Origin of the sequence: Agromyces neolithicus (genome assembly GCF_039529735.1) — a bacterium.
In the GTDB taxonomy this organism is placed as follows: Bacteria; Actinomycetota; Actinomycetes; order Actinomycetales; family Microbacteriaceae; genus Agromyces; species Agromyces neolithicus.
Window position 1 is genome coordinate 153,192 of the sequence record NZ_BAAANJ010000004.1, and the last position, 18,417, is coordinate 171,608.

19 protein-coding genes and 1 pseudogene are annotated in these 18,417 nt (G+C 67.2%); 12 read left to right on the plus strand and 8 right to left on the minus strand.

What is annotated here, in order from left to right; all coding sequences use genetic code 11:
- Positions 1–65: 65 nt before the first annotated feature.
- On the minus strand, positions 66–695 hold the full coding sequence (locus tag ABD164_RS06085; RefSeq protein WP_344294485.1) for a VOC family protein: 630 nt from the start codon (positions 693–695) through the stop codon (positions 66–68).
- A 128-nt stretch (positions 696–823) separates the two neighbouring features.
- On the opposite strand from ABD164_RS06085, the gene ABD164_RS06090 reads away from it, so the two are divergent.
- From ABD164_RS06090 to ABD164_RS06100, 3 genes are all read left to right on the plus strand, one after another.
- Positions 824–1,171 (plus strand): ArsR/SmtB family transcription factor, encoded by a 348-nt coding sequence (locus ABD164_RS06090; protein ID WP_344294487.1) that lies wholly within the window; start codon positions 824–826, stop codon positions 1,169–1,171.
- Positions 1,164–1,421 (plus strand): hypothetical protein, encoded by a 258-nt coding sequence (locus ABD164_RS06095; protein ID WP_344294489.1) that lies wholly within the window; start codon positions 1,164–1,166, stop codon positions 1,419–1,421. Before ABD164_RS06090 ends, ABD164_RS06095 begins: the two co-directional genes overlap by 8 nt.
- A 115-nt stretch (positions 1,422–1,536) precedes the next feature.
- Positions 1,537–2,973: an alpha/beta hydrolase family protein gene (locus ABD164_RS06100; RefSeq protein WP_344294493.1), complete on the plus strand. Its 1,437-nt coding sequence runs from the start codon at positions 1,537–1,539 to the stop codon at positions 2,971–2,973.
- 38 nt (positions 2,974–3,011) lie between these two features.
- On the opposite strand, the gene ABD164_RS06105 is transcribed toward ABD164_RS06100, so the two are convergent.
- Positions 3,012–3,788 carry a hypothetical protein gene (locus ABD164_RS06105; protein ID WP_344294495.1) on the minus strand — a complete coding sequence of 259 codons (777 nt, stop codon included), beginning with the start codon at positions 3,786–3,788 and terminating at the stop codon, positions 3,012–3,014.
- A 266-nt stretch (positions 3,789–4,054) separates the two neighbouring features.
- On the opposite strand from ABD164_RS06105, the gene ABD164_RS06110 reads away from it, so the two are divergent.
- Positions 4,055–4,456, plus strand: coding sequence for a DUF1801 domain-containing protein (locus ABD164_RS06110; RefSeq protein ID WP_344294498.1), 402 nt, complete (start codon positions 4,055–4,057; stop codon positions 4,454–4,456).
- Positions 4,457–4,706: 250 nt separating this feature from the next.
- Here ABD164_RS06110 and ABD164_RS06115 read toward each other — a convergent pair whose 3' ends face one another.
- From ABD164_RS06115 to ABD164_RS06130, 4 genes are all read right to left on the minus strand, one after another.
- Positions 4,707–7,331: an ATP-dependent Clp protease ATP-binding subunit gene (locus ABD164_RS06115; RefSeq protein WP_344294500.1), complete on the minus strand. Its 2,625-nt coding sequence runs from the start codon at positions 7,329–7,331 to the stop codon at positions 4,707–4,709.
- A gap of 70 nt (positions 7,332–7,401) precedes the next feature.
- The gene (locus tag ABD164_RS06120; RefSeq protein ID WP_344294502.1) at positions 7,402–8,100 is read right to left on the minus strand and encodes a hypothetical protein; all 699 of its coding nucleotides are present in this window, start codon (positions 8,098–8,100) and stop codon (positions 7,402–7,404) included.
- 3 nt (positions 8,101–8,103) lie between these two features.
- A complete protein-coding gene (locus tag ABD164_RS06125; protein ID WP_344294504.1) occupies positions 8,104–8,736 on the minus strand; it encodes a hypothetical protein in 633 nt (210 codons plus the stop codon).
- On the minus strand, positions 8,733–9,554 hold the full coding sequence (locus ABD164_RS06130; RefSeq protein WP_344294506.1) for a TIGR04255 family protein: 822 nt from the start codon (positions 9,552–9,554) through the stop codon (positions 8,733–8,735). The genes ABD164_RS06125 and ABD164_RS06130 overlap by 4 nt, the downstream gene beginning before the upstream one ends.
- A gap of 140 nt (positions 9,555–9,694) precedes the next feature.
- On the opposite strand from ABD164_RS06130, the gene ABD164_RS06135 reads away from it, so the two are divergent.
- From ABD164_RS06135 to ABD164_RS06165, 8 genes and pseudogenes are all read left to right on the plus strand, one after another.
- Entirely contained in the window at positions 9,695–10,894 is a 1,200-nt protein-coding gene (locus tag ABD164_RS06135) for a hypothetical protein (RefSeq protein WP_344294508.1), read from the plus strand.
- 324 nt (positions 10,895–11,218) lie between these two features.
- A complete protein-coding gene (locus ABD164_RS06140; RefSeq protein WP_344294510.1) occupies positions 11,219–11,788 on the plus strand; it encodes a PadR family transcriptional regulator in 570 nt (189 codons plus the stop codon).
- Between the two features lie 5 nt (positions 11,789–11,793).
- On the plus strand, positions 11,794–13,557 hold the full coding sequence (locus ABD164_RS06145; protein WP_344294512.1) for an ABC1 kinase family protein: 1,764 nt from the start codon (positions 11,794–11,796) through the stop codon (positions 13,555–13,557).
- 60 nt (positions 13,558–13,617) lie between these two features.
- Positions 13,618–13,950, plus strand: a pseudogene (locus ABD164_RS18020) (alpha/beta fold hydrolase); the annotation flags it as partial.
- Positions 13,844–14,458 (plus strand): alpha/beta fold hydrolase, encoded by a 615-nt coding sequence (locus tag ABD164_RS06150; protein WP_425545912.1) that lies wholly within the window; start codon positions 13,844–13,846, stop codon positions 14,456–14,458. The pseudogene ABD164_RS18020 and the gene ABD164_RS06150, both read left to right, overlap by 107 nt.
- A gap of 179 nt (positions 14,459–14,637) precedes the next feature.
- Positions 14,638–15,363 carry a hypothetical protein gene (locus ABD164_RS06155; protein ID WP_344294516.1) on the plus strand — a complete coding sequence of 242 codons (726 nt, stop codon included), beginning with the start codon at positions 14,638–14,640 and terminating at the stop codon, positions 15,361–15,363.
- Between the two features lie 53 nt (positions 15,364–15,416).
- Positions 15,417–16,316, plus strand: coding sequence for an NAD(P)H-binding protein (locus ABD164_RS06160; protein WP_344294518.1), 900 nt, complete (start codon positions 15,417–15,419; stop codon positions 16,314–16,316).
- Between the two features lie 53 nt (positions 16,317–16,369).
- Positions 16,370–16,960, plus strand: coding sequence for a hypothetical protein (locus ABD164_RS06165; protein ID WP_344294521.1), 591 nt, complete (start codon positions 16,370–16,372; stop codon positions 16,958–16,960).
- Positions 16,961–17,186: 226 nt separating this feature from the next.
- On the opposite strand, the gene ABD164_RS06170 is transcribed toward ABD164_RS06165, so the two are convergent.
- Positions 17,187–17,768, minus strand: a complete 582-nt coding sequence (locus ABD164_RS06170; RefSeq protein WP_344294523.1) for a DUF6036 family nucleotidyltransferase — start codon at positions 17,766–17,768, stop codon at positions 17,187–17,189.
- A complete protein-coding gene (locus tag ABD164_RS06175; protein ID WP_344294525.1) occupies positions 17,765–18,343 on the minus strand; it encodes a helix-turn-helix domain-containing protein in 579 nt (192 codons plus the stop codon). The genes ABD164_RS06170 and ABD164_RS06175 overlap by 4 nt, the downstream gene beginning before the upstream one ends.
- Positions 18,344–18,417: the final 74 nt, after the last annotated feature.

Below are 18,417 nucleotides of genomic sequence, written 5' to 3' on the forward strand. Positions count from 1 at the left end.
AGACGTGTACGTCGAGCAGGAGCTGCGGCGAGAGCCGGCGGGCGGGGCGGCCCGGCCGGCCCGGCTCACACGGTGCCCCAGGTGAACCCGTCGGGGTCGGTGAACGACCCGCCGTCGCTGTTGATCTGCACGCGATGCGACCCGCTGCCCTCGGCGGGAACGCCGGCGTCCTTTGCCAGTGCGCGCCGCTTGTAGAGACCCAGGCCGATCGGGCTCGAGCCGGTGGCGAAGTCGACGTAGCTGCCGAAGCTCTTGCCCACGGCAAGTCCGCGGTCGACGTAGAACCGCTTGCTCACGGGCACGTCGTCGGCGCCCAGCAAGACGATGATGTTGTCGATCTTCCGGGTGGCGGGGCCGGTGTCCTTCTTTGCCGAGGTCGCGATCTTCCAGATCGCGCCGTCGGGCGCCTGCACGGCGGCGCCGCAGCCCCAGAGCGACTTCGCGACGGGCTTCAGCACGGATGCCCCAGCAGCGACCGCAGACTCGAAGAGGGCCGCGACGTCCGCCGGCTGCGACACGATGAGCGACACGGTGAATCCGCGGAAACCGCTGGTCGGGGCATCCGAGGCCCGCACTTTGACCTGGGAGCCGAGCCCGAACGCGTCGGAATAGAAGCGCGCGGCGGCCTCGGGGTCGGCAACGTCGAGCGTGATGGAGTCGATGGTCGTGATGGTGATGGTGTCGGTGGTGTTCATGTCTTCGACGGTATTCGCGCGCTTCGGACCGTGCTTCTCGATATCTGCTCGATTGCTGCGGCACGAGCGCACTATTGACAGCTGCGCTTGCACGTGCAATAGTTTCTTTGCACATGCAAGGAGACAATGTGAGTGAGTACACCGGGGACGAGATGGTGCGCATCATGGCGGCACTCTCCAACCCGCACCGCATGCGCGTGGTCGCCACGCTCGTTCGGGGAGCGACCTACGTGAGCCAACTCGCTCGTGAACTGCAGATCAGCAGGCCGCTACTGCAGGTTCACCTGCGCCGGCTCGAGGCGGCCGGCCTGGTCACCTCGCAACTGCAGATCTCAGAAGAGGGGAAAGCAATGAAGTTCTATTCCGTGCAATCGTTCGCACTGCAACTGAGCCCAGAGTCGATCGCGCGCGGCGCGAACTCCCTCACGTTGCCCGACGCAGAGAAAGACGCCGAGAAGGGAGTCCGAGATGAGTGAGGGGCTGCTCGTCTTCCTCGCCGTCGCCGGGCTGTTGAGCGTCATCCTCGTGGTGGTCATCTGGCAGCTCGCCTCGACGTGGCGCGCGAAAGCGGCGCTGGTGCGTGAGGGTGAGTACCGCCGCCTCGGGGAACGCGCGATCGCCGGTAACGAAGCGACGCTGCATCGACTCGATGACGTCGCGTCGCGGCTCGCCGAGGTGCAGGCGCGACTCTCCGCGATCGAGAAGTCGCTCACCGTCATCGAGTGATTCTGAGGCCCCGGGTCACCGAGTGGGCGCTCGGCGACCCGGGAGAAGACCGCCGTACACGCCGCGAGGCGTGCTCTGAACACGACACGATCTCCACCGAAAGGATAGGCGCATCATGCTGCCTGCAACCACGGTTCGGCACCGCCTGCCGGCCTTGATCACGGTAATCGGCCTCGCGCTGGGCCTCGCGCTCGGCCTCGTATTCGGCTCGTCGAGCGCGATCGCAGCCGAACAACGCAACGATTCCGGCTACACCACGCACGACGTCTCGTTCGAGAACGACGGCCTGACCCTGCACGGCACGGTGCTCGTGCCGTCGACGGGCGCGTCGCGACATCCCGCGGTGGTGATCGTCGCCGGGTCGGGCGCGCGAGAACGCGAGGACTACCTCGACGAGGCTCGCGCCTTCGCCACCTCCGGAATCGTCACCCTCATCTACGACAAGCGCACGGTCGGCTATTCGCTCACCGAGCGCTCGTACTCCCAGCTCGCCGATGACGCGATCGCCGGGCTTCGGCTGCTGCAGGCCCGCCTCGACGTCGATCCTGCGCGTGCAGGACTGTGGGGGCACAGCGAGGGCGGCTGGGTGGTGCCGCTGGCCGTGGCGACGCACGCCGACGTCGGATTCGTCGTCATCGCGGGCGCGAGCGCCCACCCGCCCGCCGAGGTTCAGGCGTGGAGCAACTGCCGCTATCTCGTGCACGCCGGCTTTCCCGAGCGAATGTGCGCACCGGTCGGCGTCAACCTCACGCGTCTCATGGTCGCGAGCGGCCTCTTTCCCGAAGCCGGGCACGACCCGCTTCCCGTTCTCGCGCAGGTGCGTGCCCCGGCCCTCGTACTGTTGGCCGAGTTCGATCGATCGACGGCGCCGGCCACGAGCGGGTCCCGCTTCGCGACGGCCCTCGGTGATTCACCGGATGCCACAGTGTGCGTCGTGCCCCGAGCCGATCACGAGTTCCGTGCGAGCTCGAACGGGTTCGACGAGAGCGAGCGCGTCGCGGCCGGCTACCTGCAACTCGCGCCGGCCTGGATCATTGCGCTCGACGGGGGTTCGTTCGACTGCCCTTCAGACGTAGTCGCTCAGCAGATCGGCGCACCCGAATCGCTTTCGCCGCTCGCGTGGTACGAGTCTGTCCCCATGCAGGCCGCAGCCGCGGCCGTGATGCTCGTCGCGTTCCTCTCGTACCCGGTCTGGGCGCTCGTTCGACGTTCCCGCGGGCGGCGGGGAACGCCGCCGGCTGCCCGGTCGGCGCGTCTCGTCTCAGCCGCGGGTCTCGTCAGCCTGCTCGCTACGATGTGCCTGCTCGGCTACCTGACGGCGACCGGCGCGACCGAGCCGATCGGGCCCGTCGTGCTCGGGCGACCATTGGTGTGGCTCGCCGTTCAGGTGCTCGCGCTCGTCGTCGTGACCGCCGCGGCCTGGACGGCGATCGCCTGGTGGCGAGCTCGTGACCGGGTCGCAGCCGGAGATCACGTGCGCCTGATCATGCTGCTCATCGGCGCGACCGTGTTCGTACCTTGGGCGGCGTGGTGGGGGCTGTTCACGGTGTGACGGCCGGCGCCGCCGGCGGCTGATCCGGCGCGCAGCCGCTACCCGCCAATGCAGTTCGGGTCGCCCTCGCCCATGCAGGTGGGGCCGCGGGGCGCTTCGACCGGAGGTGCCTGCTCGGGGAAGAAGCGCCCGGTCGGAACCTGCGCCGCGAATGCGATGATCAGGCCGAGACCTCCGACGATGCATGAGGTGATGATGAGCGAACGTCGACGGCTGACCGCGGCGAACACGATGGCTGCGACGAATGCGACAGCCGTGAGCGCGGCGGTGACGAGGTATCGGTCTTCCTGGGCCGGCGTCGCCGTCACCGGTCCGCCCCAGATGACGAAGTAGGTCTCGAACAACTGCCAGACAAGCACGAGTGTGAGCAGTCCGCCAAGGGCGAGCAGCCCGCCCGCGATCCGCGCTGGCGTACGCCGTCCCCGGCTGAGGAACGCCGCGGTGAACGCGATGCCGAGCGCGACGACGGCGGTGAGGATCCCGGCGTCGATCCAGGCGATGCCGTTGCCCAGTACGGCGCCGAGGCCGGTGCCGATGAGGCCGGGGAGGCTGCGGACGACGGTCGCCAGAAGCACCGCGACGGGAGCGGCGAGCACGATCAGCGCGAAGCGGCCGGGTCGGCGCATCAACCGCAACCCGAACTGCACGGCCGCGGTAAGCGCGATCCACACCAGCAGGTTCGGATCGGCGACCATGGCGATGAGCGGGAGCAGCATGTCGGTCGAGCCCAGCCCGTATGACGAGAGCACGAGCAGCAGCACGCCCAGCAGGCGAAGCACGACGACGGATGCCACGAGCACGACTGTCTCGGTCACACGCGCCCGTACGTCGAATCTCTGGCGGTCGGGGTCGATTGCCGCGCTGGCGCCGGTGTCATCGCCGCCATGGGGTAGGGCACTACTCATTGGCCAAGCTTCAACCACGCCGCTCGCGCCCACCTCAGTGTCGCCCCGGATGCGCCGCTGGCGGCACGTACACGGCGAGCCGGCCGAGATGCCGGCCGGGATCTCCTCACGGGGTGCCGGAGTACGCTGGCTGTCGAACACGTTCGTGAGGAACCATGTCGGCGAAGCAGCCCGCGATGTCACCGTCGGACCTACCGGTGTCCGAGGTGCTCGACCGCGTCACGGGCCCTCGCCGCGCCGAGGCCGAAGAACTGCTCGCGATGCTCGGCGGCATCAGCGGCGAGCGGCCCGTCGTCTGGGCGAACCGGATCATCGGGTTCGGAGTGTTCGAGTACCGCTACGAGAGTGGGCGAGGCGGTCGAGCTCCACGGCTCGCCTTCGCGCCGGGCCCGACGAAGCACACGATCTACCTCCCCGAGCATTTCTCCGAGCGCTGGCCCGACCTCATGTCCCGGCTGGGCCCGCACCGTGCGAGCAAGGTCTGCCTCTACGTCACGCGGCTGACGGGGGTGGATCGCAGCGCGCTGCGAGAGCTGCTGGAGCGCGCGCACGCCGACACGCGGTCTCAGGTGTCATGAGCACACGCAGCGCCCGGCCCTCGCGAAGGAGGACCGGGCGTTCGGGTTGCGGGGTCTCGATACGGCGCTGGCGCCGGTCGAGTAGCGACGAAGGAGCGTATCGAGACCAGTCACGGGGTCTCGATACGGCGCTGGCGCCGGTCGAGTAGCGACGAAGGAGCGTATCGAGACCGGTCACGGGGTCTCGATACGGCGCTGGCGCGCCTACTCGACCGACGGGGAGGCGCTGGCGCGCCTACTCCACCGGCGGTTACGCGGCGAGCTCCACGGTCGCGCGCGGCACCGGCGCGACGAGGAACTCGCCGTCGGCGGCATCCACTCGCACACCCTCGCCGTCGCCGAGCGCACCGCTGACGAACAGGTCGGCGATGCGGTCGTCGATCTCGCGCTGGATCACGCGACGCAGCGGGCGGGCACCGTACTCGGGCTCGTAACCGCGCTGCGCCAGCAGCGCCACCGCGGCATCCGTCACCTCGAAGCTGACCTCACGGGCCGCGAGGCGCGAAGCGGATGCCCCGAGCATGAGCCGCACGATTTGCTCGAGCTGCGGCTGGTCGAGCTTCTGGAACAGCACGATCTCGTCGATGCGGTTCAGGAACTCGGGCCGCATGGCCTCGCGCACCTTGCCCATGACGCGGTTGCGCACGTCGTCCTGCGACGAGAAGCCCGAGCCATCCGTCGACGCGACGAACCCGAGCGCACCCGAGCGCGACGCGAGGAACTCCGAACCGAGGTTCGAGGTCATGATGACCACCGTGTTGCGGAAGTCGACCGTGCGACCCTGGCCATCGGTGAGGCGTCCGTCGTCGAGCACCTGCAGCAGCAGGTTGAACACGTCGGGGTGCGCCTTCTCGATCTCGTCGAACAGCACGATCGAGTACGGGTTGCGCCGCACGCGCTCGGTGAGCTGGCCGGCCTCGTCGTAACCGACATAGCCGGGAGGGGCGCCGACGAGCCGGCTCACCGTGTGGCGTTCGCCGAACTCGCTCATGTCGAAACGAATCACGGATGACTCGTCGTCGAACAAGCTCGCAGCGAGGGCCTTCGCCAGCTCGGTCTTGCCGACACCGGTCGGTCCGAGGAACAGGAACGAACCCACGGGCCGACGCGCGTCGCCCATGCCCGTGCGACTGCGGCGCACCGACTTGGCGACCGCGGTGACCGCGTCGTCCTGGCCGATGACCCGCGAGTGCAGCTCGCCCTCAAGGTCGGCGAGACGCTCGCGCTCGCCCTCGGTGAGGCGGTTCACCGGGATACCGGTGGCACGCGAGATCACCGCGGCGATCTCGGCCTCGTCGATGACGTTCCGCTGGTCGAGGAGGCCGCTTGCGGCCGTCTCGAGACCCTCGGATGCCGCAGCGGCAACCCGCCCGGAAGCGGTCGCCTCGTCGAGCTTCGCCTGCACCTTCGAGATCTCGTCGCGGATGCGCGAGGCCTCCTCGTAGTGCTCGGCCGTGACGGCCGCGTTCTTGTCGGCCTCCAGTGTCGCGAGTCGCTCGATGAGCGCCGACACGTCCACCTTCACGCCGAGCTTCAGGCGCAGCCGCGCCCCGGCCTGGTCGATGAGGTCGATCGCCTTGTCGGGCAGCACCCGGTCGGTGAGATAGCGCGCGCTGAGTTCGACAGACGCCCGCAGCGCGGCATCCGTGTACTCGACACCGTGGTGCTCCTCGTACGCGGGCTTCAGCCCGTGCAGAATCAGCACTGCGTCCTCGATGCTCGGCTCCCCCACCTTCACCGGCTGGAACCGGCGCTCGAGCGCAGGGTCCTTCTCGATGGTGCGGTACTCCTTGAGCGTGGTCGCACCCACGAGGTGCAGCTCGCCGCGCGCGAGGCGCGGCTTCAGGATGTTGCCCGCGTCGGTGCCGCCGTCGCCCGAGCCGCCCGCACCGACCACGGTGTGGATCTCATCGATGAACACGATGAACTCGCCCTTGTTGGAGGCGATCTCCTCCATGGTCTTGGTCAGGCGCTCCTCGAAGTCGCCGCGGTAGCGGGTGCCGGCGAGCATGCCGGGCAGGTCGAGCGAGATAACTCGCTTGCCGAGCAGGGCCTCGGGCACCGACTCCTCGACGATCGCGCGGGCGAGGCCCTCGACGATCGCGGTCTTACCGACGCCGGCCTCACCGATCAGCACCGGGTTGTTCTTGGTGCGGCGGCTGAGGATCTCGATGGTCTGCTCGATCTCGTCGACGCGTCCGATCACGGGGTCGAGCTCGCCGTTCTCGGCGAGCGCGGTGAGGTCGGTGCCGAACTTGTCGAGCATCGGGGTCGCGCTCTCGCCCGCGGATTGAGGAGGCGCGCCAGCGCCGTCTCGAAATTCGCCAGCGTCAACGCTCTCGCGAACCTGCTGCGTCAGCGCCTCGGCGGTGACGCCGGCGCGCGCCAGTACCTGGCCGGCAGGAGCATCCTGCCCGAGAACGAGCGCGAAGAACAGGTGCTCGGGGTCGATGTACGTCGACCCGGCCGAGCGCGCGACCTGGTAGCTGTGGAACAGCGCGCGGGATGCACTCGGCGTCAGGGTGGCCGCGTTCATGGCCTCCCGCCGGTCGAGCTTGTCGAGGCTGGATGCCGCGGGCAGGCGCGCCTCGGTCGCGGTGATGAGCCGCTCGGGGGCGACGCCGATGCGGGCGACAGCCTGCTTCACGCTCTCGTCCTCGACGATCACGCGCAGGATGTGCAGGGCGTCGAGCTCGGTCTGGCCGCGCTCGAGCGCGAAGCGTCCTGCCTGCTGCAGGATGCCTTGCGTGCGGGCGGTCAGGAACCGGCTGAGGTCGATCGACCGAGCCTGACGCGCCTGCTCACCTGCGAGGTACCGGGACAGGAACTCGTCGAACGAGCTCGCGCCGGCTTCGGTGTTGAAGTCTTCGGGCACCAATCCTCCTGGGAACTTGAGTTGGGTACGCTCAAGTTAAGCGTGGAGAGGGCGCGGGTATTCCCTCGCCCTATGCGCCACCCACCTGATCGGTACCGAGTCCCCCCGATGCCGCATCTTGCCGGAGTCGCTTCCGGATCGAACTAACCGATTGGGGGTCTCCCAGCATCTGTCGCCTCGGCGGATGTCCCGGTGCATAGTCCGCGGACAACCATTCGTCGATCGCGAGCTCAGCCTGCTCCTGGCTCTTTCCCGCAGCCACTAGCGTTTCGGTCATTTCGAGGAACAGATCGGCCTCTTCAAACGGTCCGGCGATCTGACGATGAAAACTCAACGTGGGAATCACGACACGTGAGTTGTGGTAGATCCAGCGTTGAAGTAGGAGGTCTACACCTTCAATCGAGAGAATCGCTTCTCGCGCCCCCGCTAATACTTCGGACGAATCCAGCACATCCATTCTGGTGAAATCCACTCCCGCGTTGGAATCATCCAGATCTGGTAGAAACATCTTCTTGAAGTGCCCGGTTGACCAGTCCTGCGGCGCTGAGGCGCCAGCCACGACGTCCCCGACAAGGATTCTGTTAAGGAGCGTCGTGCCGCGACGAATGGCACACGGGTGTTGAAGAATGCACACTCGCCTATCCGGCCCAAGGCGAATTATGTCGCCAGTGAAGTGCGGTCGATAACGGAGTTCTGCAACCTCGTCTTGGCGCGCGTAATACAGCGACTCTGCATCGGCTGGCGTTTCCAGCCGTATTTCGTCTGTCATTCGTCAGGACCTCGGACGAATTGCGACCACTCCATCGGCATCCAAGAATGTCTCGAAGCTGTCGTCGACGTAACGGTTTCGCCAATCAGCGTCAAACTCATCAAGGATGTGACCGACTTCAATGTCGTTTCCGTCGTCGCTGACGAGTAGAAGAACGAGGTCAAACCGGCCCTCTGCCAGTAGGTCGATCCGCGAAAGTCCCACACCATCGCGCACCGGCATTTCCAGCCAAGATGTCGGCTCAGCGATGAATCGCTCTTCCAATACGGCAAGTAGCGCCACCACTTTGGCCAAGCGGAGACGCTTCGCGCCCGACATGCCCTCGCCACGTCGCCACTTTTGAACAGCGGGCACCGTGACCTGCGCGAGCCTTGCGATGTCTCGCCATGAGAATCCAACGTCGCTCAGCTCAGAAAGAATTGTTGATCCGTCCAAGCGCGCGGCTACCTGCTGTCGTGCTTCGAGATCACCCATGAGCGTGCGACGCCGAAATTCCGCCGAATCAGCTTGAAGGGTCCGTACCTGGCGATGAAGCACGTCGGACTCGTCGACGAGTGAGTACCTCGTCTTGCTAATACGGACTACAAACGGCTGGCGATCTCCGGTGCCCGTGCCCAGTCCCATCACGTCAGTCACTTCAGGACCTCCTCTCGTAGCCGACCCGTTATGACGGACTCAAACACAGCTTTAGTTGGGCCGTGGAGACGGTCGGCGCGCTTCATGACATCCACCGGCAGGAGCTCCGGAAGGTCCTCTCCGTCGGCCAAGGTCCAAGCAACGTCAGTATCAATGAGGAAATACGGACCCTCGGGTGGTACGTCAGGCCGCAAGAGATGCGGGGCGCTTTGCACGGCCGGTGGCCCATCAACGGCCCCATATCGCAACGCGAGCGTCTCACCGAGTCCATCCAGGCGATACTGAACTGTCGATTGTTGTTGGGCGACTGTAAGCGACGTCGAATCGACCTTGACCTCGGGGGCTAGCAAGCTGCTCTGGACCCATTCGCTCCAGTTCGGCACGGGTTGGATCGAGACGGGGATCCGGATCTCGTCGATGTATCGCAACCCCAAACGCGTCAGCCCATCCACAGGTACGACATCTTGGCGAGCCCGAAGCGCGGCATCTAGGAAGCGCTGAAATTTGGTCCAGCCGACATATTTTGTGGTTTCGACCGATAAGAATTCGTTGCTGAAGGAAATCGTCGTGCGCCGGTCGCGTGTGAGGAACTTTGTAACCTCGCGGGTCCGGACCCGCGGTGGCCCTGGAACCCCATTGGGGCCGACTTCGATCTGAAAATCACTCGCCTGATCCGTTGCTTGGAGCGGTGCAACTGAGGACAGTTGTTGCTTGAGTGTTGCGATCTCCCCTCTGGTCAGATCAGCCGACTGGGGATGTCGCACCTCAGCCACCACCAACTGGAGAGGGGCGTTACCGTAGGGAGGTGTGTGTGGCACAGCTCCACGATACTGAACATGCAACCAAAAGTGATACCCCTAGTTCGTGGGCCTCAATACCAGATGGGATGAAGATCCCGCAGCCTCGCGGATCAGTGTCCTGGGCGCGGCCCGACGAGCCCAAGCGATCGGAGCACCGTGTGAGCAATGCACCTGCGGACTGGTACCCGAATCCCACCAATCGTGCGTGGGTTCGATGGTGGACGGGAAGAGAATGGGCCGACGCGTACTGGCAGGTCCGCGCAACTCCGCGCGCGTACCTCAGCGGTGCACCACGTTTCGACATCAGTTCACGTTCGCCCACGTTCGATATCGTCGGTGAGGCGTATCGCGATAATGAGATCACGGCCGCAATCGGCCAGAAGCCGCCTCGCGATCGTGAAGTCGAATGGTTCGGGACCGCCGAGCTCGTGCCAGAGCCCGATAGTCCTCTGCGGAGAGAGGGCGACGCAATTGGCGTGCGGATCAATGGGCACGTCGTCGGATATCTCGCCAACGAAGAACTGAGCGAATACGCCCCGGTGATTCACCGGTTCATCCGCGCGGGAATAGTGCCGACCGTCGACACCCGAGTATGGGCTGTGACGAGGTATGTCGCGTCGCGCGCTCGTGACGAGCTCAAGAGCGCGATCCGGCTGTCGTTGCCTCGCGCAGGTGAACTCCTCCCGGAAAACGAGGTTCCGGGTGTGCCGTACGTGATCCTGCCGCGCGGCCGGCGCGTTCAGGTAAGCGGCGAGTCCGACCACCTGGATGTGCTGACGACGTTTCTTCGACGCAAGGGCAGAGCGAATGTTCTTGTGACGCTGACCCCCATCGAGGTTCCCCGAGCACGCGGCACTACGACGGCCGTTGAAGTTCAGATCGCGGGATCGCGCGTTGGACAGCTCAGTCCAACCATGTCCGCCAACCTCCTGCCCTTCGTTCGCGAGGCAACTGACAAGGGGCGCGTGGCGACGGCCTGGGCCAGTATCGTCGGCACGCGCCTCGCTGCGGAGGTCACCCTCGACATCGCGAAACCGGAACTCATCCCACCCAGTTGGCCCGCAGATGCCGACGGCCCACCTCCTCTTACCAAGGTTCAAGAGTTGCCGGCAGCATATGCACCGCAAGAAGACATCAGCTTGCCGCCATCGCGACGGGGACTCCCGACGTGGATTCTCGCCGTCGCGGTCATCGGCATACTCATCATCGGGTTGATTCCTTATGCGGGTTTGCCGCTCATGCTCATCGGCGGTGGCCTGCTGATCTGGTGGACGATTGTTGCGCGCAGAATGCCTCCGTCCGGCGCCAAGAAGTCGATCGAGCGCCGACAAGCCGCGATTCCTACAGTGATCAGATGACACGCTCGAGTTCAGCCACGACGGCATCTCGCTCTTCCGCGGCATCGGCAACCGAAGAAGCTCGGGCAAGTGCATTGATCCTGTAGTTAGCCGCATGCCCGGGCACCGGATAGGCGCATCCCGACGGCGGAGCTGGCAACGCGATTTGGGAACGACCTCCGGCAGCGGCTGTGGCCGATGACACGGTGGGCATTCCCCACACGCTCCGCCCTGTGAGGCGGAGCCTCCCGACGCTGATCATAGGTCTAGCCCTGAGCCCGGCGAACGATATATCGTGGATATATCGTCGAGACTCGGGCGAGCGCCCGGTTCAGGGAGGACATCATGAACGGTTCGTACATGGGCGACGGCTTCACCGGTTCCACGGGCGGGTGGGGGCAGGGCGGCTCCGGAGGGGGCCTGTGGGAGGCCGTGGAGCAACTTCGCGGCATGTTCGAGCAGAAGGTCGCGCCGCGGATGAACCGCGGCGACGTCCGCGCGGCGGTGCTCTCGCTGCTCGCCGAGAAGCCGATGCACGGCTACCAGATCATCAGCGAGATTGCCGAGCGCAGCGGCGGCGCGTGGAAGCCGAGCGCGGGCTCGGTGTATCCGACGCTGCAACTGCTCGCCGACGAGGGACTCATCAGCGCCGAAGAGGCTGACGGCCGCAAGACCTACTCGCTGACCGACGCGGGGCGGGCCGAGGCCGAGGCATCCGCTGATCGTCCCGCGCCGTGGCAGACCTCGAGCGGACGCGAATCCGGCGGTATGGGCGCGCTCCCGAAGGCCGGCATCGAGCTCGCACAGGCGGCGGCGCAGGTGCAGCGCACGGGCACTCCCGAGCAGGTCAAGCAGGCGGTCGACGTGCTCGACGACGCGCGTCGTCGTCTCTACTCGATCCTCGCTCAGGACTGACCGGGGTGCCCTCGGCACGTCGGGGTCCGGAAGACGCGACCCCCGATGTCGGGAACACGCGCGCCCGCTACCGGCGGATCCTGCGGTTCGCCGCGCGATACATCGTGCAGACGTGGTGGTACGAGCTCGTGCTGCCGCGCTTCGGCCTGGCGAAGGTTGCGGCGCGCGGGCGTGCGGCGCGGCTGACCCGCATCGCCCAGCGTTTCCACCTGCTCGCGGTCGACCTCGGCGGCCTCATGATCAAGGTCGGCCAGTACCTCTCGTCGCGACTCGACGTGCTGCCGCCCGAGATCACGAAGGAGCTCGCCGGGCTCCAAGACGAGGTGCCGCCCGTGCCGTTCGACGCGATCCGACGCCTCGCCGAGGCCGAGCTGGGCCTTCCGCTCGAGCGCGCCTATGCGTGGTTCGACCCGGAACCGCTGGCCGCGGCATCCCTCGGTCAGGCGCACCGCGCCCGGCTCTCGCCGATAGACGCCGCCGACACGGGACTCGACGAGGCGGTCGTCAAGGTGCAGCGGCCGGGCATCGAGACGATCGTCGACGTCGACCTGGCGGCGCTGCGCCGCGTCGCCGGATGGCTCAGCCGTGTGCGATTCGTCGCGAGCCGCGTCGACCTGCCCTCGCTCGTCGAGGAGTTCGCCGCCACGAGCCTCGAAGAGATCGACTACCTGCAGGAAGCGCGCAACGCCGTGCGGTTCGCCGAGAGCTTCGCCGGCGACCCGCGGGTCGCTGCGCCCGAAGTCGTCTGGGAGCGCACGACGCGCCGCGTGCTGACCCTCGCCGACGTGACGGCGATCAAGATCAACGACCGCGAGTCCCTGGTGGCGGCGGGCATCGACCCGAAGGCCGTCGCGAAGCAGTTCGCGACCGTCATGTTCGACCAGCTCTTCCGCGACGGCTTCTTCCACGCCGACCCGCACCCCGGCAACATCTTCGTCACGCCGGTCGAGCGGGTGACGGATGCCGCGTCGCCGGCCATTTCGAGTGAATCGGATGCCGCGTCGCCCGCCTGGCAGCTGACCTTCATCGACTTCGGCATGATGGGCGAAGTGCCCGACGGACTTCGCCGCGGCCTGCAGCAGCTCATCCTCGCGGTCGCCGCGCGTGACGGCAAGCGCCTGGTCGAGAGCATCCGTGGTGTCGGCATCCTGCTGCCGTCGGCCGACACGGCAGAGCTCGAGCGTGCGATGTCTGAGCTGTTCGCGCGCTTCGGCGGAATGGGCCTCGCCGAGGTACGGCAGATCGATGAGCGCGAACTGCGCAGCTTCGCGATCGAGTTCGGCGAGGTCGTGCGGTCGCTGCCGTTCCAACTGCCCGAGAACTTCCTGCTCGTCATCCGTTCGATGTCGCTGACCTCGGGCCTGTGCAGCTCGCTCGACCCCGACTTCAACATGTGGGACGCCGTCGAGCCCTACGCCGCAGGGCTCCTGCGCGACGAGCGCGGCAACATCGCGCAGGCGCTGGGGCAGCAGGCGCTATCGTTCGCGGGCACGGTCGCGCGGCTGCCGCAACGCCTCGACGCCATCGCAGACCGCATCGAGGACAGCCGCCTCGTGGCCAACTCGCCGCGCATCGAGCAACGGCTGACGAAGCTCGAGCGCACCGCCCGGCGGATCGTCTCGGCGATCCTGTTCGTCGGCCTGTTCATCGGCGCCATCCTGCTTCGCCTCGGCGAGCCGATGTGGGGCGGCGTGCTGATCGCGGTGTCGGTGATCCCGCTTCTGCACGCCGTGTTCGCCGGCATGTTCGGTCCGCGCGGGCCGGGGTGATCGGGGCTCGCAGCTCTCTCCGAGGCCTGCTCGAGAGCGGCATTTCGTTACGCTCCTCGAATGGCGACTTTCCACACGGCCGACGGCTCCGCGCTCAACGTCCACGAACTCGGCGTCGGCGATCCACTCATCTGCCTTCCCGGCGGCCCGATGACAGCATCCGCCTATCTCGATGGCCTGGGTGGCCTCTCGCAGCGGCGCACCCTGCAGTTGCTCGACCTGCGAGGGACCGGCGACTCTCAGACACCGGCGCATGCCGCGAGCTATCGCGTGGATCGGCAGGTCGATGACGTCGAGGCGCTGCGATCGCACTTGGGGCTGGAGCGCATCGACCTGCTTGCGCATTCCGCCGGTGCGGCTCTCGCCCTCCTGTACGCCGTGCGGTACAGCGATCGGCTTTCGTCGGCTCGTGCTCGTCTGCCCGACACCGAGGGTGGTAGGCATCGAGGTCTCCGACCAGGACCGCCGCGAGACGGCCGAGCTGCGGCGCAACGAGCCCTGGTATGCCGAAGCATTTGGTGCGTTCGAGCGCATCTGGTCGGGGCATCCGACAGACGATGACTGGGATGCGATCGAACCCTTCATGCATGGACGATGGGATGCCGCGCAGCAGGCGCAGGTTGCTCGCGAGGCGAGCCTCACGAACACTGCTGCGGCGGCCGAGTACTACGCGCCGGGCGCGCTCGAACCGGAAGGGGTGAGATCCGCGATCGCGCACTTGGATGTGCCCGTGCTGCTTATCGCCGGCGAGCTCGATGTCGCGCTTCCGACGGGGCCCGCTGCAGCGTACGCCTCGTTGTTCCCGCGCGGCGAGCTCGTCGTCGTGCCGAACGCCGGGCACTCGCCGTGGCAAGACAACCCGCGGACGTGCGTCGACACCATTGCACGCTTCCTGGGCTGAGCCCGAGCCAGGAGGGTTCGTGGGAGCCGCGACGCCTGCTGCCGCGGCATGCAACTGCCCGAGAAATTCCTGCTCGTGATCCGTTACGCACCGAATCAGTGCCAGCCCGGAACTACGGAAGCATGGATGGGCCGTAGAGTGTGGCGACCAGTGTCGCTGACTGCCCGAAGTGGAGCCCCATGAACGCCGCCACCCGCCGCTCCACCATCATCGTGTCGGTCGCCGCCGCTCTCGCGCTGTCGGGGTGCACGTTCGGCACGGCCCTGGCGCCCACACCGTCGCCCGAGGCGGTCGCTTCGTTGACTCCGACGCCAACCCCCGAGCCGGTCGACCCGCTCACCACGGTCTCGGCGATCGTGGTTCGGCCAGAGCACCTGGACCTGCTCGACGCCGCCGGGGCCGTGGTCACGACGCTCTCCTACGACGCCGACAGCACCGAGTTCATCGGCACGCTGTCGACGGTGCTCGGCGCAGAACCCACCATGAGCGAGCACGGCGCGAGCATGGAGACCCCGCCGAGAACCGAGTACGACTGGGATGGCGTGCGGGTCACCGACGATCACGAAGACGACGTCCCCACCGACAGCGGAGCGAAGTACGGCGAGGTCGACATGAACGTGAGCGTGCACTTCAAAGCGCCGACCGTTGGCGACGGGGTGGCCGTGCGCACGGTCAACGGATTCCAGCCGGGCGGCGATGCGCAGGCGCTCGCCGCCGAGTTGGGCGAGCCGTGGTACGACAACGGGTTCGACCAGGTGCGGGTCGAGACCGGCGAGCCGATCGGTGAGCAGCAGTCGTACACCGAGTACGAGAACGCGTATTCGGTCGCGGTCAACACGTGGGAGTGGCAAGGCGCGTCGAACACGGTGTTCGCGCCGTGGAACTTCGGTATCGGCCACGTGTAGCGAGCGGCATCTGTGGCCGCGGCGTCCGCGATCAGTCGCCCTAGACTCACCACGTGACCCACCACCCGCGCACCGCAATCACCGGCGGCACCGGATTCGTAGGACGCCACCTGGCCGAACGGCTCGGGCCAGAGGCATCCGTCATCATCTCGCGACGCACCGGCGTCGACACCGGTGACGTCGACGCGCTGACGCGAGCGTTCGAGGGGTGCGAGGTCGTCGCGCACTGCGCGGGCATCAACCGGCAGATCGGCGACCAGACCTACCAGCGGGTGCACATCGAGGGCACCGCGAACGTGATCGAGGCGGCGAGGCGGGCCGGGGTGCGCAAGGTCATCATGCTGAGCTTCCTGCGGGCGCGACCCGACTGCGGATCGCCGTACCACGAGTCGAAGTGGGCGGCCGAAGAGCTGATCCGCGACTCTGGGCTCGACTACACGATCCTTAAGGCCGGCATGATCTACGGCCGCGGCGACCACCTCATCGACCACCTCAGCCACACCGTGCAGACGCTGCCGGTGTTCGCGACCGTCGGCTTCCGCGAGAAGCCCATTCGTCCCATCCCGATCGACGACCTCACCGACATTCTCGAGGCCGCCGTCAACGGTCGGATGTCGCGCGCGACCGTCGCGGTCGTCGGCGCCGAGCAGCTGCTGCTGTCGAAGGCGGTGCGGCGCGTCGCATCTGTTCTCGGACGCCGAGTCATCGTGGTGCCGTGGCCGGTGTGGGCGCAGTATGCGCTCGCGCAAGTCGCCGAGTGGACGATGAAGGTGCCGCTCATCGCGAAGGCCCAGGTGCGCATGCTCGCCGAGGGGGTGACGGATGCCGCGCCGCCGGCGGCGTCCGTGCCCGACGACCTTCGGCCGCGGCGCATGTTCACTGCGGAGCAGATCCGAGAGAGTCTGCCCGAGCCAGGCGGGTTCGGGTGGCGCGATCTGCGGGTCAGCCGCTGAGGGGAGCCGGGGCAGCAGGAGTACTCACCGGTACCGCCTCGTAGGCTGGGAGCGTGCCCCGACTCCAAGCTGAACCCGATCGATCCAAGTGGGTACCCGTCACCGACTCCCTCGGATTCCGCGGTCGCCGCCACCGCAAGGCGGCGATCGGGATGCTGCTGGCGCAGGCCAAGCGCCCCGACGCGGCGCCGGCCAGTTCGGGCGGCGGCTTCACCGCGTGGGCTATGAGTCAGGCCGTTCCGTTCCTGATGCGCAAGGCGGCCGGCCGGGTGCTCGTGTGGGTCTGGAAGGCCGACCCCGAACTGGTCGTCGCGATGGCGCAGGTGCAGGCCGCGACATCGCAGTTGCGGGTCGCCCGCGCATCGATGCCGATCGAGTACGACGACACCGACGAGTTCCGCGGCACCTACCTCGGGCTCGGCGAGAAGCTCGTCATGCCGCTCCCGCCCGGCGGTCGCCCGCCCTTCGCCACGTACACGTGGGACCTCGGTACGCATTTCGTGAGCGTCACGGCGGTGTGTAGCGATCGCGAGCGGTTCGGCACCGTCATCGGCGCCATCGACGACCTCGCGCGCGGCATTCGGGTCATCGACGACCTCACCGTCGGCGAGTCCGCGCCTGTGCTTGGCATCGACCCGGCCTGACTCCACCTGACGCACGCTCACGCAGAGACCTGCGCGAGCGGATGCATCCGCTCTCGGATCCAAATCGGCGACGGCTTCGGGCGCGACGCCGCCCGAAGCGACCAGGCGAAGAAACGGTCAGCACCGTACACCCGCGACGGCGTGGATCGCGTCGGGCACGGGCTGCAAGGCCGGCGGGTCGGTCTGGCTAGGTGCCGTTCCGGCGGGCGACCTGGGCTCCGGAACGCTAGCCGGGATGCAGGTCAGGCGCTGGCGGCGTTGACGGCGGAACCAGCGGCCCGTCGACGAGGATGCGCTCGACCATCGCCCACGCTCGGTCGGTCAGTGAGTCTCCCGGAAAGAACTCGCCGAAGAGCTCGTCGGCTTCTTCGGTCGACCCGATTCCGCAGACCGCGAGGAGCTGGCGGATGTCGTCGGTATCTCGGCCGGGCCGGCTGGCCTTGAGCTTCATGGCGAGAAGCGCGTCGGCCGGCGCGACCTCGATCGTCACGAGGTCGTCACGGTGAATCGGCTCCCACCGGATCTCGCGACCCCACCAAGGAGCAAGCTGCGAGGCCTTGAAGTTCAGCCAGTCGAGCTGCCACCCGCGGCGCTCGGCGACCCGTTCGGCCGCCGCGACGAGTTCCGTCTCGTCGCCGGGACTCACCCTCACAGCATCCACATCGACCGTGGTGCGTCGATCGAAGTGCCGCAAGGCCAGCGCGCCGCCGCCGACGATGCGCAGACCGACCGGCCTCCCCGCCGCGTGAAGCTCCGCGACAAGCTCTCTCAGCCCGTCGATCAAATCGTCGCGATTGAGGAGGATCACACGCTCTCCAGCGAGTCACCCCAGACGAGCACCCCGTGCGCAAGGAACTCACCCGGCACTTCTTCGAGGGGCGGAACCGGATCGGCAGGATCGACGAGCAGCGGACGAGCCCGCTCGAGCCGGCGCCCGGGTTCGCTCGTCCACTCTGGGGAGGGGACGCCCTCTTGGTTCAGCCGGTAGTCGACGAGCGCGGCGATCGCGGCATCCCACGTCTTCGATCCCGTCAACTCGGGCTCCGTGATCGCGAGCACTCCGCGCAGCAAGCCGTGCTCGGCGACGAGGTGGTCGTTCATCTGCACCAGATAGCGGAACGCCAGCCCCGGCTCGTCGCGGTTCAGCGCATGCCGGATGTCTGCCGCGATCGTCGCCACGTCATCACGCGTGGTCGGCGCCGCGTAGAGGCGATAGCCCGCTCCGGCGAGGAGGCGCGTTGCAGTGTCGAAGCGGGGGTTTTCGTGCGCGTTCTCGGCGACCGCGACCCTGCTCTGCGAGAGGCCGGCGCGGCGGGCGAGGTCACGCTGAGAGTAGCGACGTGAGCGGCGTGCGGAACGCACCAGTGTGGCGATGTCAGCCATGCGCACCTCCGACATGATCTGGTTTACCGAATTATAGCTCTTTTTGTCGAAGGGCGGCAAGGCTGGGCGCGAGC